17 protein-coding genes and 1 pseudogene are annotated in these 16,390 nt (G+C 70.8%); 4 read left to right on the top strand and 14 right to left on the bottom strand.

Annotated elements, in window-relative coordinates; genetic code table 11:
* The first annotated feature begins 188 nt into the window (after positions 1-188).
* Both OG715_RS42240 and OG715_RS42235 read left to right on the top strand, forming a co-directional pair.
* A complete protein-coding gene (locus OG715_RS42240) occupies positions 189-545 on the top strand; it encodes a hypothetical protein (protein WP_266271878.1) in 357 nt (118 codons plus the stop codon).
* Positions 546-1,079: 534 nt separating this feature from the next.
* A complete protein-coding gene (locus tag OG715_RS42235; RefSeq protein ID WP_266271879.1) occupies positions 1,080-1,889 on the top strand; it encodes a hypothetical protein in 810 nt (269 codons plus the stop codon).
* Between the two features lie 238 nt (positions 1,890-2,127).
* Here OG715_RS42235 and OG715_RS42230 read toward each other — a convergent pair whose 3' ends face one another.
* The 6 genes from OG715_RS42230 to OG715_RS42595 all read right to left on the bottom strand — a co-directional run bounded on the left by OG715_RS42230 (position 2,128) and on the right by OG715_RS42595 (position 8,635).
* Positions 2,128-3,249, bottom strand: coding sequence for an ATP-binding protein (locus OG715_RS42230; protein ID WP_266271880.1), 1,122 nt, complete (start codon positions 3,247-3,249; stop codon positions 2,128-2,130).
* Between the two features lie 514 nt (positions 3,250-3,763).
* Positions 3,764-4,798 carry a hypothetical protein gene (locus OG715_RS42225; RefSeq protein ID WP_266271881.1) on the bottom strand — a complete coding sequence of 345 codons (1,035 nt, stop codon included), beginning with the start codon at positions 4,796-4,798 and terminating at the stop codon, positions 3,764-3,766.
* Between the two features lie 53 nt (positions 4,799-4,851).
* Positions 4,852-5,607: an ATP-binding protein gene (locus tag OG715_RS42220; protein ID WP_266271882.1), complete on the bottom strand. Its 756-nt coding sequence runs from the start codon at positions 5,605-5,607 to the stop codon at positions 4,852-4,854.
* Positions 5,604-7,157 carry a transposase family protein gene (locus OG715_RS42215; RefSeq protein WP_266274516.1) on the bottom strand — a complete coding sequence of 518 codons (1,554 nt, stop codon included), beginning with the start codon at positions 7,155-7,157 and terminating at the stop codon, positions 5,604-5,606. Before OG715_RS42215 ends, OG715_RS42220 begins: the two co-directional genes overlap by 4 nt.
* A gap of 251 nt (positions 7,158-7,408) precedes the next feature.
* Entirely contained in the window at positions 7,409-8,320 is a 912-nt protein-coding gene (locus tag OG715_RS42210) for an ATP-binding protein (protein ID WP_266271884.1), read from the bottom strand.
* Between the two features lie 81 nt (positions 8,321-8,401).
* Positions 8,402-8,635, bottom strand: a complete 234-nt coding sequence (locus tag OG715_RS42595) for a helix-turn-helix domain-containing protein (RefSeq protein WP_353962752.1) — start codon at positions 8,633-8,635, stop codon at positions 8,402-8,404.
* A gap of 312 nt (positions 8,636-8,947) precedes the next feature.
* On the opposite strand from OG715_RS42595, the gene OG715_RS42205 reads away from it, so the two are divergent.
* Entirely contained in the window at positions 8,948-9,787 is an 840-nt protein-coding gene (locus OG715_RS42205) for a TnsA-like heteromeric transposase endonuclease subunit (RefSeq protein ID WP_266271885.1), read from the top strand.
* Positions 9,787-11,262, top strand: a complete 1,476-nt coding sequence (locus OG715_RS42200) for a hypothetical protein (RefSeq protein WP_266271888.1) — start codon at positions 9,787-9,789, stop codon at positions 11,260-11,262. Before OG715_RS42205 ends, OG715_RS42200 begins: the two co-directional genes overlap by 1 nt.
* Positions 11,263-11,343: 81 nt before the next feature.
* Here the strand turns inward: OG715_RS42200 and OG715_RS42195 are convergent, their stop codons facing one another.
* The 8 genes and pseudogenes from OG715_RS42195 to istA all read right to left on the bottom strand — a co-directional run bounded on the left by OG715_RS42195 (position 11,344) and on the right by istA (position 16,321).
* Positions 11,344-11,844, bottom strand: a complete 501-nt coding sequence (locus tag OG715_RS42195) for a hypothetical protein (RefSeq protein ID WP_266271889.1) — start codon at positions 11,842-11,844, stop codon at positions 11,344-11,346.
* Positions 11,845-12,120: 276 nt separating this feature from the next.
* Positions 12,121-12,546 (bottom strand): hypothetical protein, encoded by a 426-nt coding sequence (locus OG715_RS42190; RefSeq protein ID WP_266271890.1) that lies wholly within the window; start codon positions 12,544-12,546, stop codon positions 12,121-12,123.
* Positions 12,547-12,618: 72 nt separating this feature from the next.
* A complete protein-coding gene (locus tag OG715_RS42185) occupies positions 12,619-13,095 on the bottom strand; it encodes a hypothetical protein (protein WP_266271891.1) in 477 nt (158 codons plus the stop codon).
* A 67-nt stretch (positions 13,096-13,162) separates the two neighbouring features.
* A complete protein-coding gene (locus OG715_RS42180) occupies positions 13,163-13,357 on the bottom strand; it encodes a hypothetical protein (protein WP_266274746.1) in 195 nt (64 codons plus the stop codon).
* 102 nt (positions 13,358-13,459) lie between these two features.
* Positions 13,460-13,648 (bottom strand): annotated as a pseudogene (locus OG715_RS42175) (DUF6262 family protein); the annotation flags it as partial.
* A gap of 92 nt (positions 13,649-13,740) precedes the next feature.
* Positions 13,741-13,890 carry a hypothetical protein gene (locus OG715_RS42170; protein ID WP_266274748.1) on the bottom strand — a complete coding sequence of 50 codons (150 nt, stop codon included), beginning with the start codon at positions 13,888-13,890 and terminating at the stop codon, positions 13,741-13,743.
* A gap of 107 nt (positions 13,891-13,997) precedes the next feature.
* On the bottom strand, positions 13,998-14,789 hold the full coding sequence (gene istB / locus OG715_RS42165) for an IS21-like element helper ATPase IstB (RefSeq protein WP_033817948.1): 792 nt from the start codon (positions 14,787-14,789) through the stop codon (positions 13,998-14,000).
* The gene (gene istA / locus OG715_RS42160; protein ID WP_266271892.1) at positions 14,786-16,321 is read right to left on the bottom strand and encodes an IS21 family transposase; all 1,536 of its coding nucleotides are present in this window, start codon (positions 16,319-16,321) and stop codon (positions 14,786-14,788) included. The genes istB and istA overlap by 4 nt, the downstream gene beginning before the upstream one ends.
* Between the last annotated feature and the right edge of the window lie 69 nt (positions 16,322-16,390).

Here is a 16,390-nt window from a genome sequence, read left to right as displayed (position 1 = left end):
AACACACCCACAACCTTCACGCCTATTCATCTAACTTGAAACGCTAGGGCGACTCTACGCCTCCCCATCGACACCATCCACGTCTTTTTAGTAAGTCATACAAGCATGCCCGGAAGGTGACCCGCCCCGGTCTGTCAGTGCCCGGTGAGACCGTGGTCGGTCACCAACACCGCAGGGAGGTGAAGAAGATGAGTTCTCGACAACAGCAGGCCATGGTGATTTTCGGTGCGGCCCTGGTCGGCGCCTACATGCTCGGCAACGTCGCCAAGAGCCAGGCCCGCGCGCTCGGCCTTGACGCGGTGCAGCTCGCTGTGCTGACCGCGGGCGTCGCGCAGTCCTGCGCAACGCCTGACGCGCACCCGCACGGTCCGGCCCGGTCACCACCAGGTGGCCAGGCCAAGCCTTTTCCCTGGGCCCCACTCGGCGCCCGCTTCCGGATGGAACGCGCACGGGCCGCAGTCGCAGCAGCACCGGGCCACCCGCTGCTCCACCGCCTCGCGGGCGCACTGCTTGCAGATGGCACCGACCCCGTTCGCGACACCTGAGACGACGCGGCCGATGTCGTAGACTGCGCGGCGGGTGGCAGATCTGCGGAGCGGACAGATCGACGACGGCCTAGACGATGAACCGCAGAGCAGATTCGCCAAACCAACGCTCCGGCCTCACCGGCAGCGTCGTCAAATCCGCAGACTGGGTACTCATCCCTTCAGGTGGTCCGGTTCCCTGACGGCAATCGGAAGGGCGTGATCCGCGCGACGATGCCGACATATCCAGTGGCGGTCGGCTGCCGGTGCCGCAGAAAGCAACTCCGCGACCTGGTAACCGTACTGGCACCATCCCACCGGTATCGACTCTGAGGAACAATCACAGTGGCAAAGTCAACGCGCCTCGACTCCGAGCCCCGCGGGGAGCGTGCCTGTACCGACCCGGCCACGGCTTCCGTCACCGGTCCCGCCCCAGAACCCGGGGTCCCCGCAGCCGGTGCGTCCGGACCTGACGACTACCTCTACGACCTGGCGTGCTGCTTGGAGGTCTGCCTGCCACACTCGAATCAACCCGACGAGAGCTGGGGTGCATGGATGCCATACCTGGATGCGGTGCTACCCAGCCGTTACATGCGCCACGGTCCCGTCTGGGAAGTAGAGGTATGGCTGGGCGATCCTGCAGAGCTGGCCAATGATGTGCTGGAGTCCGAGCTCCCGCAGGTGGTCCCGGAGCTTTACCGTACCTGCGTGCTCAGCCGGGGGGCCTTTCGGATCAGGGCCCGGGTGGAGGGCCCGGACGGTGAGGATCTCGCGGTCGTGGAGGCGTCCCCGGAGCGCCTGGCGCCGCTGCTGCTGGACCTGGCGTGCGAATCCCTCGCGACTGTCCGGTGGGCTGCGCGACAACTCGCCGGCGACGTGCAGCGGGCGGGAGGCGAAACTGGACAGATCGTCATGGCGTTGCGGCCCTTTCTCGATGAGTCCCAGGCCGAGGCGCTGTTGTCGGCTCATGCCCGGGCCGACCGGGTCACAGCCGAACTCGCCGGGATCAATCCGGCCTGGGGCGAGATCTCCGTCACGGCGCATGAGGACGGGCTGACCCGTGTCGGTCTCGCCCGCACCTACAGCGAGGCATGCCTTCTGGCTTCAGCGGTGTCCGGCGATCCCGACGAGCGCGAAATCCACGCAGTCGACCACGAGGAGATCCGCCGGTCCGAGCAGGAGAGCACACGCTTGATTCTGGAGCGGCTCAACAAGTCGTACAGCGTTGTCACAGCCGATGGATGCCCGGCCGAGCCAGGCGATCTGATCCTGGACGCTCCCGGCGGTCGGTACAGCATTGTCCACGAGCTCGAATCCGGCGACGGGACCCCTGGTCCTGCTGCGCCTGCAGACGAGGAGGGCTGAAGCACAAGGCCATGTTTCGCCTGCCGGTCACCATCCCTGCGTAGATAGAGCCCCTACTCTCGGTCACTGGCCAGATCGGCCGGCCAGAGAGAAGGACGGCTGTCTGTTTGCCACCCGCAGCGCTGGGCCCCGGGGGAAAGCTCACTCGAGAGCTCGCGGTCGAGCCTGCGCACGGACGTACTCAGATCCACCTAAGTTAACCGGCCTCAGGCGCGCCCCTTACGTGCGGCCATCGGCCTCATAGGCCCGTGAGGCGACGCCATGCCCTGTCGAGCAGGGCGCTGCCGGAGCAGGCGAGCGGGTCGGTCAGTACCGTGTCGATGATGTGCGCGGTGAGCTGGGCGTAGGTGCGGAAGTTCCCTCGAGTTCCCCGGTCGTCGGTTCGCGCGAGCTCGCGCGGCGGTATCCGAGCCCACAGCGGATGGAACGTCGGGAGGACGTCGAGGGCCTGGGTCAGCGTCAACGAGGGGATGCGGCAGCGGGCCAGAACGCGGGAGGCCAGTTCCGGGACGCGCCGTACGGCCTCGGTGCCGACGGTTCCAGCCAGGACCAGGGCCGTTGGGGCATCGGGGTCCTGGACCAGGCGGCACAGGTACTCCAAGCACGGTGCTGACAGGCGCTGCGCATCGTCGAGGACCAGCAGGTGCGGTGTCCGCAGGGCGGCCGTGAGTTTGCGGTCGGTGTCGCTTCGCTGGTTGGCGTAGCGCACGGTGAGGGCGAGCGCGTCGGCGACGGCGTAGCGCAGGTGAGCGACCGTTGCTCCCACGGGTACCGGGATTCGGCGTACCACGGGCCCGGCAGGCAGGCGGGAGAGGGCGTACTGGAGGGCGACAGTCTTGCCCGATCCCGGCTCGCCGTCGAGGCACATCACGCCGCCGGCAGCTGCGACGTGCCGGATGTCCGAGGCAGTGCGGTCAAGTGCCTCGGTCACCACCACGTCCGCTTCGGGTACGAGCAGGTCCACGCCGGTCTCGGCATCGCGGCCGGGGTTTCCTCGTTCGTCGTTGGGGCTGCGGCGGGCCCGGTACAGGGGCGCGTTCAGGTCCGCCGTGGGGCGTGGTCCCCGCTGCCGACGGGTGCGGAGCTCGTACCCTTCCCTGACCAGGGCTTCCATGCGGGCCCAGGCCGGATCGTCCCATGCAGGTGCCTTCAGGAACCACCCCGCGCGAGTGGCGGGCGTCGGGGCGTCTGGGACGTCACGGGCTTGCCACAGCCAGCGCCCCACGGTCTTGTCCGGCACCCGTGCCAGCGCCGCCGCGGTGTTGCGGTGCGGCGGGAACAGGCGCCCGACCTCGTCGATCGCCAGCAGGCGTCGCACCAGCACGGTGTGCGCCAGCATTCCCTCGCGGATGGCCTGCAAGGACTTCCTCCTTCTGGTCTGCGCGCCCGGAACGGCAGGACCAATCCTCGGCCGCGGGCCGGAGGCCGACCTGCGCTGTGCGCCGCTCCGGGGGAATCCCTCCGGTCCTTCCGGTCGGTCCGTATGGGCCGGAACGCGGCGATGCGATCCGCGGCGCAGCCACGACAGAGGATCCAGCAACTCACCTGCAGAACAGTAGAGTTCAACCAATCCACCGACACCGGACCCGCACTGCGGCTACTATCCACTCCGCTGCTCTGGAAGACGCACCACGGTGACATCAACAACGCCGCATCCCCATGACGCCGCCAACTCCCAGCCATAGGTCACGAATCCCCTGCTCGGTCACAGCAAACAGCCGGAAGCCGTGGCACCAAACCACGGATTCACATGGACCGGCGCGATGCCCACTACAGCAATGCCTTCGCTCCTTTCAGGTGCTGGCCCCGCTCCGAGTCGACGTCCAGCGGGATTCGGCGTCGGCGTACGTCCTCCCCTGGGCACCCCCGGTGGGTCAGAAACGGATGCCGATCCCGCACGCGGCGGCCACGGCGCTCGGACGGTCCGCGCGGAGTGTGGTGAACAACCGCGCGTCCGCTGCGGCGCCTTCCAGGCGACGATGTTGCGCCGCGGCGAGCAGATGAGGCCGCAGCCGAGCGGGGACGCGGAAGGCCTCCGTCGTGGCGGAGCGGCCGATGCGTCCCGGGCCGCACGTGACCGTCATCGGCAGGGCCAGTTCGTCTCCGCCGGGGGTGAGGTCCTTCAGTTGCGCGCCGCGCAGACGGTGCGCTGAAGCGCCGGTGATCCAGGCCGCGACCAGTGCCCCGGCCTGGACCGGATGCGCGGCATGGCGGCGGATCCGGTCCAGCACCACTGCCGGAGGCAGCCCGGCGACGGGTACGTCCCTTCCCGGGATCAGGACCCGGTCCTGGGTGCGGGGCGGTAGCGTCTGGCCACCCAACGTGCGGGCGGCGGGTTCGTGGAATGCGTCGCGGGCGGCGTTGAGAGTGTCGACGACGCGGTGGTCGAGGCTGCTCAACAGGCTTTCCAGGCCGCTCCCGAGGGCGGGTGCGTGCCAGACCAGGGTCAGGGCGGCACCGGTGGCGGCGTGCAGGTCCAGGAGGTAGTACAGGTCGATGCGCAGGTGAGAGCGCAGCACGATCACGTGCTGGACAGCCTCCGTCCACATCCACGCCCGTACCGCGTGCTCCGCCTGTGCCTCCTGGGCCAGTCCCTGCGCCCGCAGGCCGACCACCGAGCGGCCAAGAGCGGTGAGGTGGTCGTGGAGAAGGACCGCGGTGCGGGCCGTGCCCACGGTTGGGTGCACGGTGATGCGGCCGGCCCGGGGGCGATGGGCGGCCAGTGCGGCGGCGGTGAACCGGGCGTCGTCACCACGGTCGAGGACCACCGTCACCGGCGGCAGGGCATTCCGCTCCGCTTCCTGCAGAACCGTGGCAGGGTTCAGCAGCAGGTCGACGGCCAGGAAGCGCGCCGTCATGGCGAGGGGTCCGGCAGGCGACTCGGAGCGGGCACAGGCGCCGTCGTCCACGGCCGCGGGCTCTCCCGGGCCGCTGGCACCGGGTGCTGGAGGAGGGTGGTGGTTCACAGCCGGCTGAAGGCCCAGCCGAGGACCTCGCGGTCCACTCGCTCGCGGCCGGTGCGTTCCAGGCCGAGGCGCACGTGGGCGGTCAGCTGGGCCCAGGCGCGGAAGTTGCCGTGGGCGGCGTGCTGGTCGGCGAAGGCGATCTCCTCGGGGTCGGCGTCGGCCCACAGCGGGTGGAACAGCGGGATGACCGCACCGACCTCCTCGGTCGTGAGGCGGGTGAAGTGCTGCCAGATGAAGACGCGCGAGGAGAGCATCGGTTCGCGGCGCAGCACCTGGTGGCAGCCTTCGCCGCCGACGAAGACGATGGCGAGCTGGGTGTAGGGGTCGTCCCAGAGGTAGCGGAAGTACTCGAAGGCCTCACCGCTGAGCCACTGGGCCTCGTCGACGACGAGGGTGCGGGGTTGGAGGGCGAGGGCTTCGCGCAGCAGGGCGTCGAACTCGCTGGGGCCGCGGGGCGGGGTGCCGGGCAGGTCGAGGACGGCGAAGAGCTCGTGGCGCACGGCGCGGGGGGTAGGGCGCACGCGGAAGGTGATGCGGCGGACGTCCTCGGCGGGGTCGAGGTCGCGCAGGCAGGTGTTGACGGCCAGCGTCTTGCCGAAGCCGGCGCCGCCGTGGACGCACATCATCGCGCGGGCGTTGATCGTGTCGGCGAGGTTGTCGCGGGCGGCGAGCAGGGCGCGGGTGGTGACGACCTGGGCGCCGGGCAGGCGCAGGTACTGGTCGCTGTCCTGGGGCGGGAGGAGTCCGGTCACGGGGTCGGCTTTCGGGTCGCTTCGGTGGCGGGGCGGGTGGTGGTGAGCAGGCCGGGCGGGGTGTTCCAGTGCCCGGGCGGGGCGGTGGGCGCGATGAGGTCGGGCCGGGCGAGGGCGGCCAGGTCGGTGTGGGTGGAGGCGGCCAGTTCGCGGCCGGCCTCGGCGGCGGTGAGGGCGCCCAGCGTTCGCGGGGCCTCGGGCCGGGTGGCGGCGGCGTAGCGCTCGTGGCGCTGGGCTTGGGCCTGTTCGAGGTCGCGTCTGAGGCGGCGGGTGCGGGCGGTGCGGGCGCGGCGGACGGCGGCGATCTGCTCGGGGGTGGCTTCGTCGGCGAGGTGGGCGGTGGCCAGGTGGCGGCCTGTGGTGGGGTCGAAGAGTTCGATCTCGTGCAGGTGGTGGGGCATGTGGCGCACCCGCACCCGGGTGCCGGTGCGGCCGGTCATCCACGGGGCGACGTAGTAGCGGTTCTTGAACTTCACGCCGCGGGTGGTCACCGGCCGGGGCTCGGCGCGGTCGTCCTCGAGGGTGAACGTCCACAGGTCCCCGGGCGGGATGTCCCTCACGGGTGCGGGGTCGTCCTGCCACGCCTGGAGCGGAGTCCTGCCCTTGAGCGGGGCCGGGCGGTGTTCGGTGTTCCACCAGACCACCCAGGCGATCAGGCCGGTGGTGAACTCCTCGAAGGACAGCAGGCCGTGGCGGTCCGCGGGGCGGGGGCGGCGGCCCGGGCGGGGCTGGTGCACGTAGCCGGGCAGCGCGGCCAGGTGCATCCGCTCCACGGAGCGGTTCAGTCCCTCCACGGTGCCCTTCAGGTGCGGGGTGTAGGCGGGCAGGTCCTCGACTGTGACCTCCAGCAGCTCGAAGGCGGCGGTGACCGTGCGGGACAGGAAGTCGCGGCCCCGGTCCATGCGGACGGTTGCGGGCAGGCCGCCGACGGGGCCGTAGGGGTCGGTGCGCAGCACGGCTGAGCGCAGCGCGGCCAGGACGGATTCGCGGGAGGGCTGGCCGGGTGTCACGGCGAGGCCGGCAATCGCGTTGGTCGCGCAGTCGACGTACCAGGTGATCCACGGCTGGCGGGCCTGGCCGTCGACGTCCACCAGCACGGGGGCCTGTTTGTGGTCGGTCTCCCACACGGCGTTGCGGTGCCCGCGCGGGCGGGTGAGGAACACGTCGTGCTTGCGGGCGGCCCGCTCCCCCGCCGCCAGTCCCGCCCGCTCCCCCGCGCTCAGGTCCCGCCGGATCGCGCGGTGCAGGGTGGGCAGCGACGGCGGGCGGCCGGGCGGGTCCTGTTGGGTGGCCAGGGCGGCCAGCTCGCGGTGGACCGCGGCGACGTTGCCCTTCCACAGGGCCAGCAGATGGCGGACCTCGGGTGTGACGGTGAAGCGAGCACTGGTCTCGGCGCGGGAACCGGGGTCACGGGCCGCGGCCGGGTCGCGTTCGGCCGCGGCGAGCCAGCGCCACACCGTCCGCTCGGTCACCGCCAGGTGCTGGGCGGTGAGCCGGACCTGTCGGGCCGTCAGAGCGCGCTCCTGCCGCAGGGCCAGCAGGCGGCGCACCGCTGGTCCGCGCAGCGCGGCCAGGGTCGCCGCAGGGAGAACGGCAGCGGCCGCCGCGCCGGTGCCGGCAGCGCCGCCGGCGGCTTCGGAGCCGCTGCGGGCGGCCCCGCCGGATCCGGGCTCGGGACCTGAATGGTCGCTCACGCTCTCCTGCCTTCCTCGAAGCCGGGGTGAGGGGCCGCCCGGCCTTGTCTCATGTGGTGCGGCGGCTGTGCTGCCGGCCTCCCGGGGGTGCGGGTCCGGCGGGGCCGTCACAACGGGCCGGTGAGGCGGGCACTGACCCGCTCCAGCAGGCGGCGGTCGACTACGGGGCGGGCCTGGCCGTAGACCTCCGCCGTCAGATGCGAGGTCACCTTCGCCCAGGTCCGGAAGTTGCCGTGCCCGACGTGCTCCTCCACCCACGCAACGTCTCCGGGAGCCACCTGGCCCCAGAGCGGGTGGAACGCCTCCATCACCGGCGCCACCTCGGCCGGGGACAGGCGCGGTACCAGCTCCCAGGTCAGCACCCTCGACGCCAGCGCGGGCACCCTGCGCAGCGCCCGTTCGGCCCCCGCACCGGCGAAGAGCAGCGCCACGTCCGTGTCCGGGTGGTCCCACAGCTGCCGCAGGAACTCCAGCGCGGCTGCGGGCAGGCGCTGCGCCTCGTCCAGGACCAGGACCCTGGGCCTGCGCAGCGCCTCGAGCAGCGTCAGGTCCGCCGCGCCGGTCGAGTGTGGCAGCCGCTTCAACTCCAGCGCCTCGGCCAGCACCCGGCGCAGCTCCGGCACCGACGGGTTCACCCCGACATGGACCCGCCGTACCCTGACCGGCTCCGGCAGCTGGGACAGCGCGTACTGCAGCGCCACCGTCTTACCGTGACCGGCGTCCCCGTACAGGCACGCCACCGCACCCACCGCAGCGACGTGCGCGACGCGCTGCACCACCGACGCGACCACGGGTGTGACGACGACCTGCGCGCCGGGCACCAGGACCGGCACCGCAGCCAGGCGGGTCTGCTCACGCAGGAACACCTGCCCGCCGAGCCCCGCGCCACTGACCGTCGCCAGGCCCAACTCGGCGAGCGGGTCAGGGCGCAGCGGCTCGGCAAGACCCGGCTCCCGCTCGATGACCAGCACCCGGCCCGCCAGACGGTCACGGCGCACCACCCGGTGCAACGTCCCCAACGGCGGCACACCCTCCTCACCGCAGGCCAGCATCCGGCGGTGCAGCTCAGCGACGTTCCCACCCGCCGCGGCCAGCAGCGCCTACGTCCGGTCCGACATTGTGTAGCCCCGGCGGGTGGGTTTGCCGTCCACCTCGCCGGTCGCGTTCGCCTCCGCCAGCCAACGCCACACCGTCCGCACCGACACACCCACCGTGTCAGCCACCGCCCGCACATGTCGCGATGTCAGCTCACCTGCCGCCTGGCGCTCCACCAGGCGCCGTACCACCAACCCCCGGGGCAACCCCCGCCCCACACCCCCACCAATGTCACCCATGAACCAGATCCAAGCGACACCGCCCCGCAAAGGGCATCAGATCTCTCGAACCCAAGACAGCGACAGCCACCGTGAGATACAACCCCCACGACAGCCAGAGCACCACCCCCGACAACCCACCCGACCAACCCGAACCCGCCCCTCAGACCACCACCACCATCAACCTCTCACCAGTACTGACACCAACCCAAGAAATCGCAGGAGCAAGCTACCTTGCGAGTACGCCCCTGCGGAGTGATCAGATCACGGTGAGTTACGAACAACTTCGGTGATCCGGTACGGCGGACAGAGGGACGGTGCTGTCCTGGGGGCATGGGCGACCCGGTGACGCCGAAGGCGTTGATCCGATCCGATGCGTGCGGCTTGCTGGAGCTGGCCTGCGCGTACGACGACTCGCCGTTCCGGGACCGGCTGCGGCTCGGGGACGGTTGGACGCGGCGGTGGCGCGGGACGTGGCTGGTGGGCGGGGGGAAGGTGGCCTGGCCGGTACGGGACATGGCCGGGGTGCCGGTGCTGTCGTCGCGGCCGGTGCGGGGCTTCACCTGGCGGGCCCGGCAGGGGCACCGTCCGGGGCTGCAGTTCATGGTGTCCACCGGCCGGCACCACGGGTTCGAGTCGTTGGAGGAACAGCGGCTGCTGCTCGTGCTGGACTTCCTGCGGGTGGCCGAGGTGCTGCCGCAGCCCTTCACGTTGGACTTCGAGTACGACGGCGGCCGGGCCCGGCACACACCGGACTTCCTGGCGGTGCTGCCGAGGGGCGATCGGTGGCTGTTCGACGTCCGCCCGCATGGCCTGGTCAAGGACGCGGACGCGGTGAAGTTCGCGGCCGCCCGGGAGGCCGCCGAGGCCTGCGGCTGGGCCTACACGGTGGTGACCGGCTGGCGGCCGCTCGTCTGGAGCGTGCTGGACCACCTGTCCTCGCAGCGCCGCCCGTTGACGGACCGGCTCGGACTCGAGCCGCAGCTGCACGCGGCGGTCCGGGGCGGGCCGCGGCCGTTCGGCGAGGTGGTCGAGTCGACCAGCCTGCCGGTGGTCGCCCGCGCCCACGCCGCCCACCTGCTCTGGCACCGCCGGCTCGGGGTCGATCTGGGCTCGCCGCTGGGCGACGGCTCGCTGCTCTGGCCTGGTGGCGGGCCCGCGGAGGTGCGGTGATGGCGGGCGGGCGAAGCCGCCTGGAGCTGGCTGCCGGCAGCCGGCTCCTGCTCAACGGGGTGCCGTGGACCGTCGAGTCGGCCGAGCCGCAGTTCGGGCGCCTGGTCCTGGTCGACGGCGAAGGACGGGCCGAGCACCGCTCGATCCGCTGGCTGGTCCACCACCCGGACCTGCGGCCGGCCGGGAAGGTGGGTGACGTCAGCGGCCAGGCGCGGTCCGCCCAGCCACTGTCGCTGGCCGACCTGACCGAGGACCAGCTCGCCCAGGCCCGGATCCGGGCCGAGCACGTGCTGGAGGCGGCGACCGGGTTCCGCAACGGCCACCGCGCCCGGGCCCGACCGGGCGAGCCGCGGCCGGCCTACGACCCGGACGCCACCACGCTCACCGAGCGCCGGGCGGCGAAGGTCGCCGAACTGGCGGCACTGTCACCGGACGAGGCCGCGCGGCTGGGGCTGCAGGGCCTGGGCCTGCGCACCCTGCAGGGGCTGACGACGCTGAGGGGCGAGGGGAGTCTGCTGCTGGCCTGCGCGGACGGCCGGTGGACGCGCCGCCAGGGCGGGCACCCGACGGTCACCGAGGAGGTCCGGGAGGCGATCTTCGCGGTGAGGGAGGAGTGCAAGGACCGGGCCCGGATCAGCGTGCGGGCCAAGCACCGGCTGCTGCACCAGTACATGACGGAGAGGTTCGAGGACTTCCCCGCCGAGAAGATCCCGTCCCGCTTCACCCTGGCCCGGGTCTGGGCGGAGTGGTTCGGACCCGGGGGCGGCCGGGCCCGCTACCTGCGCTCGGCCGAGGCCGCGGCCCAGGCCGGCGTCGGCACGCGGGTGGTGGTCCACCGCCCCGGTCAGGTCCTGGCGCTGGACTCCACGCCGCTGCCGGTCATGCTGCGCGAGACGGTCTTCGGGGAGGCCGTGGGGGCGACGCTGACCCTGGGCCTGGACCTGTATTCGCACTCGCTGCCGGCGTTCCGCCTCACCCTGGGGTCGGACACCTCGGTCGACGTCGCGATGCTGCTGCGGGACGTGATGCTGCCCCTGCCGATGCGCGAGGGCTGGGGAGCGGAGATGGAGTGGCCCTACCCCGGCGTCCCGGCCGAGCTGATCGCCGAGTTCGCCGGCCACAAGGTCGCGGCCCTGCCCTTCTTCTCCCCCGAGACCGTGACCACCGATCACGGCAGCCCCTACAAGAACCACGCCCTTGTGGAAGCCGAGCGGGAGCTGGGCTGCACCATCCTGCCCGCCCGCACGCTTCGGGCCAGCGACAAATTCGCCGTCGAGCGCGCCTTCGGCGGCATCAAGACGCTGCTGTTCGAGCACCTACTGGGGTTCACCGGCACCGACGTCGCCGACCGCGGCGCCGACCCGGAGCGCGACGCGGTGCTGACGCTGGCCCAGATGGAGAACCTGATCGCCGGCTGGATCGTGAACCGCTTTACCGACCACGGGAGCTCATGTTCCGGCTCTGACCTGCGGTGATTCATAGACTACATGTCCGCGACGGTCAGGTGAGGCCGTTTCCGTAGCTCATCTGGGTGGTCTCGTGTGTCGGCTGCATGCTCACGGTGTCGCAGGGTTTCCGGTATTCGCGGGGCAGTCGTGCTGGTGGGGCTGGGGTCCTGCGATGTTGAGGACGGGGTCTTCTCCTTCGGGGATTTCGAAGACGAAGACGATGCCGGAGGCCGTGGCCTGGACCGAGCACTGGTTGTCGAAGGTCAGCGGTGTGTAGGGCTGCCAGGCGCAACCGGTGCGGTCGAGAGATTCGATCACGTCGGCGTACTTGATCTTGCCGGGGAATGTCTCTCTGCCGACCAGGCCGATGGGGAGATCGATGACATCACGCCAGGTCTGGAGACAGATCAGGATGATCTTCTGGCAGCGGCAGACACTCAGCTCAAGGTCGCCGTAGGCGAACAGACGCGGCCACGATCGACGCTTCCCGATGACCACTTCAAAGGGCTCACCGAGGGCCGCAGTGACCTCGTCCCAGGCGGCGCCGTTCGAGACCGGACCCAGCCGTCCCGACTGGGCGAGTTCCGTTAGGACGTCGAGTAGCTCCATGGGGCAGGAGCCTGTCATCTGCGGCGATGGGCTGTCCAACGGCTTTGGGCGAGGTGGGGCGAGGAAAGCATGGAGGCGTGTCGTTGATCAGTCGGGCTGAGCCATCCCGCGGTGGCGATGGGCGTTGTCGAACAGAGCCCAGCCGTCGAGTTCGAAGTAGAACTAAATGCCTTCTTCATCCCAGTAACAGCGGAGCCACTTCGTCACCCGGCCACGATAAGTCGCGCCTGCGACAAGGGCTGGCCTGGCTCCGCGCGTGCCAGCTTCCGAGGCTGGTCAAGGGTCTGAGGGCGCGTCGATTGCTCCGGCTGAGCGGAGCGCGCGGCCGAGGTCTCCGACGAGAATCCGCGGGTGGCGGCGCCACCACCACATGTCGTCGGGATCGAAACGGCTGATCCAGTGGAACTGGGACAGTGCCTGGCCGTCGTCGAAGGCGGTCGCGGCCCGGAAGCGGTTGTCGAGTTCCTGGATCCGCTGGTTCCAGGCCACGAGCACGTGCCCGGGCAGGAGAACCCACGCCTCGTGGAGCCAGTTCCGGCTGTAGAGGTTGTTGGTGTACTCGTCGATGAAATCCTCGTAGCCGTTCTCAACGGTCCCGACGAGCGAGGCCCACTGGTCGACCATCTCTGTGACGGTGAACGCCTTGCGCCAGCCGCGCCCGTGCAGCACCTCGCCTGCCGCTGGGTCGTCCTGGGGCTCCATGCTGGGGATGTTCGCATGACCCCGGCTGGTGCGGATACTGGCTTTCCCCGGCTTCGAGACCGAGGGGGCTGTTCATGTATCACGTCCGATTTGACGCGTCCAGACCGGGAACGGCGGCGGCACGGCTTCCGCCCGGTCCTGGCCGTCGGACTCGAATGACGTGAGTTCGGTCCACGGCACCGAGCCGGGGTCACTGTCGTCGAGGAAGCTGGTGATGATCGGTTCGAGCGTCTCGGTCAGCACGTAGTTGCCAGCGAACGGGAGCGATTCCGGGGGTTGGGAGGAAGTCGAACAGCGCAGTTGTCCGGCTTGGTCGTCGTGCCAGACGTAGAAGGTGGCGGACCCGTGCAGACCGAGGGCCCGGATGCGGTCACGCAACGCCCTCGCTGTGCTCTCGAAGGCGGCAGCCACCTCCTCCACGGACAGCGTCGCCCGCTCCTCGGCGTCGGTGCCGAGATGCCAGGTGTTGGCCTGCGACTCGGTCGCCTGGTTGCCCGGGTCCAGGACCAAGGGTTCGTCCGCGACCTCTGCGATGAACGTCAACAGCATCGGCCCAGTCTGCACTACCCGCGGTGGCCGCCCCGCCACGGGCGCGGCGGCCACCGGTCACGTCGGATCAGCCCGCCGGAGCCGCGATCTGGGCTTCAAGGTCGGCGACGCGGCGGTCCTGGAAGCGGAGGTTGCTGCGGGCGGCCTTGAGGCGTTCGTCGAGGGTGCGGTTGTCGGTGGTGAGCTGGCGGACGCGCTGCTTGAGGGTGGTGTTCTCGGTGGTGATCCGCTGGAGGGTCTCTTCCGTCCACTCGGCTTGCAAGTCGCGGACCTGGCCGAGGAGTTCACCGATTCGGGTGCGCTGGGACTGGATCTCGGCGTGGGCGGCCTTGAGGGCCTCCTCGGCGTTCAGCGCGCGTTCACGCCAGGTCGCCTCGCGCTGGTCCTCCTGCTCGGCGAGGCTTCGGTGGCGGTGATCGCCGGCCTCGGCCAGCGCTGCGGCGACAGCGGCTCTGGCCTCGCGGTTGTCGTAGAGGAAGGTGCGGGAGACGTCCGCGCGGCGGGCGACAGCGGCGACGCTGATCTGGGCCTTCTCCCGGCGGAGGCGGGTGATGGCCTCGTGGACGCGTCCGAGCGCGGTCTGTGTCTTGCGGCGCCGGGCGGCGAGAGCCGCGGCGGTGCGGGCCGGAGGGACGGTGTTGGTGTTTATGCGACCTGACCTGCCATGTCGTCCGCGCCCTCCGAGCCGGCGTCGGCGAGGTCGGCCGCGCGGAACGCGGTGGACCAGATCCGCTGGAAGTAGTCCTGGGGTTTGCGCAGGTCCAGGGCGAGGGCGTCGTCGAGGAGGCCTGTCAACGGTCTTGAAGTTCTCCCCGTAGGCGGCCAGGAGTTCTCCCCACTGGTGGCCTGCGGGTTCTCCCCAACGGCGGCCAGATACCTCCCCGCCCTGGGTGGTGTGATGCTCAGCTGAAGGGCTTGACGCCCTGACCGGAGGTGGCCTGGGTGAGGCGGAAGCTGTCACCCTGGGTGACCACGATGTGAGCGTGGTGCATGAGCCGGTCGACGGTGGCCGTGGCCAGGGTCTTCGGCATGATCTCGTCGAATCCCGAGGGGTGCAGGTTGCTGCTGACCGCGAGCGCGCGGCGTTCGTAGGCGGCATCGACCAGCCGGTAGAAGCCCTCGGCCGCGTCGGGGCTGACCGGCAGCAGGCCAATGTCATCGACGATGATCAAGTCGGATCGGATGACCCGGGCCAGGGCTCGGGCGATGGAGTCGTCCGCGCGGTGGCGGCGGACCAGGGCGCCGAGGTCCTCGATGGTGAACCAGGCAACGGTCATTCCGGCCTCGACCGCGGCCTGCCCGAGCGCCTCGGTGAAGTGCGACTTTCCCGTGCCGGACGGTCCGCAGACGCAAAGGCTCTCCCGGCGCCTGACCCATTCCAGGGTCTTGAGGGCGTCCTGGGTGGCGCGGGGTATGGAGGATGCCGTCTCGTCCCAGTCGCCGAACGTCTTCCCGGCGGGGAACCCGGCCCGCTTGCGGCGTGTGTGCAGGTTGGCGCGGTCGCGGCCGGCGGCCTCCTCGGCCAGCAGGACACGCACGACCTCGGCCGGGTCCCAACGCTGGGCCTTCGCGGTGGGGATCAAGTCGCCCAGCGCGCGACGGATGTGAGGCAGCTTCAAGCGCCGGGTCAGCGCGATCGCCTCGTTCAGGGGATCGCCGGCCGAGCCAGGGACGCTGCGGAGCGGGGTCGTCATCGAAAGTCGTCCTGTTCGTCGTCGTCGGTCGCGTCGCTGCTGGTGGTGGTGCCGAAGCGGGCCCAGGCGGAGGTGCCCGGCTGCAGGCTGTGGGCCTCGCTCGCGCGGGTGGGTTCGGGGATGCCGTGTCTGGCCTGGTAGTCGAGGATCGACAGCAGGTCTTTCTCAGCGAAGCGGCCGGTGACCGCGGCGGTGCCCAGGGCCCGGTCGACTTGGGCGGCGGGGAAGAGCTTGGACAGCGAGACGGCTTCGGCCATCTTGGCCTTGACCCTGCGGGTTCCGGCGGTTGCCGCCTCGACCAGCCAGGCGGCGGCTCCTGGTCCGAGCATCAAGAACGCGGCCTCCTCGGCGCTGGTGGCGCGCGGAGTGCGGTCGCCCTCCTTGTTCTCGCGCTCGGGGTAGTGGGCCTCGTCGATGACCGGGCTGCCCGGGGTGCCGCGCTGGTGGCGGGCCACTTCGGACGCGGTTCCGTCGGCCTGGACGGCGGTGACGATGAGCTCGTCGCCGTGGAACCGGGCCCAGACCCGGGTGTCGATCAGCGGGTGCGGGACCGAGTAGCGCACCGCCTCCACCGAGATCGTCGCGTCCCAGTTGACCCGGCGGGTGGTGCCGAACGCGACGGTGAAGGGCTGCTTGGGCAGCGGGTGCAGCCGTTGCTGTTCCTCGGCGAGCATCTCGACCGGGCGGCGGCGGGTCTCTCGGTGGACGCGGTTGTTGACCTCTTCGCAGAAGCTGCGGCAAGCCGCCTCCAACACGGCGAAACTTCGGTATTCCTCAAGGAGGTTGACGTCCTTGGGAACCAGGTCCGCCTTGGCGATCCGCACGGTCGCCTCGCTGCCGCCCTTCGTCTCCGGGTCGGCTGGCAGGCAGGTGCGGATGGTCATGCCGTAGTGCCGGGCGACCTCGACGATCTCCGGGTTGCGGACCGCGATCCCGGCGATGTGGTCGGTACTGACCGTCTTCTCGTTGTCGGTCAGCGCGTAGGCGGGCACTCCGCCGATCCTGCGCAAGGTGGCATCGAGGCAGGCGGTGATCGTGGGCAGGGTCTTGTCCCAGACCGGGATCACGACCCGGAAGCGGGACCAGGCCAGCCACGCGCACCACAGCGAGGTCCGCCGCCCGCCGATGGTCGGACCCTCGCCCCAGTCCCACTGCAGCCAGAGCGCCGGCTCGGTTATCCAGGGTCGGTAGATTCGCCGCTGCCCGGCCCTGAACTGGGCCTTTGCCTCGGCGACGGTGCGGCGGGTGGTACGTTCGCCGCCAGTGAAGCCCATCGCGGAGATCCGCTTGTGGACCACGTCGGCGCGGATCCTGCCGCCGGAGCGGACCACGAGCTCCTCGATCTTGGGCAGGAAGGCGTCGATCGCCCGGTCGCGGTGTCGGCGCTGGTCGGGCTGCAGGCCGGCCGCGCGCATCTTCACATACCGGGCGACCGTGTGGTGGTCGCATCCGGCCAGCTCAGCGGCCGAGCGGTAACTGCCCGTGAGGTCGTAGGCCTCCAGGATTTCCATGATCTCCCCGCTGTTCTTCACCCGGTCGAGCGTCGCCGACCGGGGAGGGGTGGGGCGAGCGGGGAGATATCTGGCCGTCCACGGGGAAAC

The sequence above is a fragment of the Kitasatospora purpeofusca genome (assembly GCF_036010405.1).
GTDB lineage: Bacteria > Actinomycetota > Actinomycetes > Streptomycetales > Streptomycetaceae > Kitasatospora > Kitasatospora purpeofusca.
Note: the sequence above shows the minus strand (reverse complement) of the source record. Positions and strands in the feature narration are given on the sequence as shown.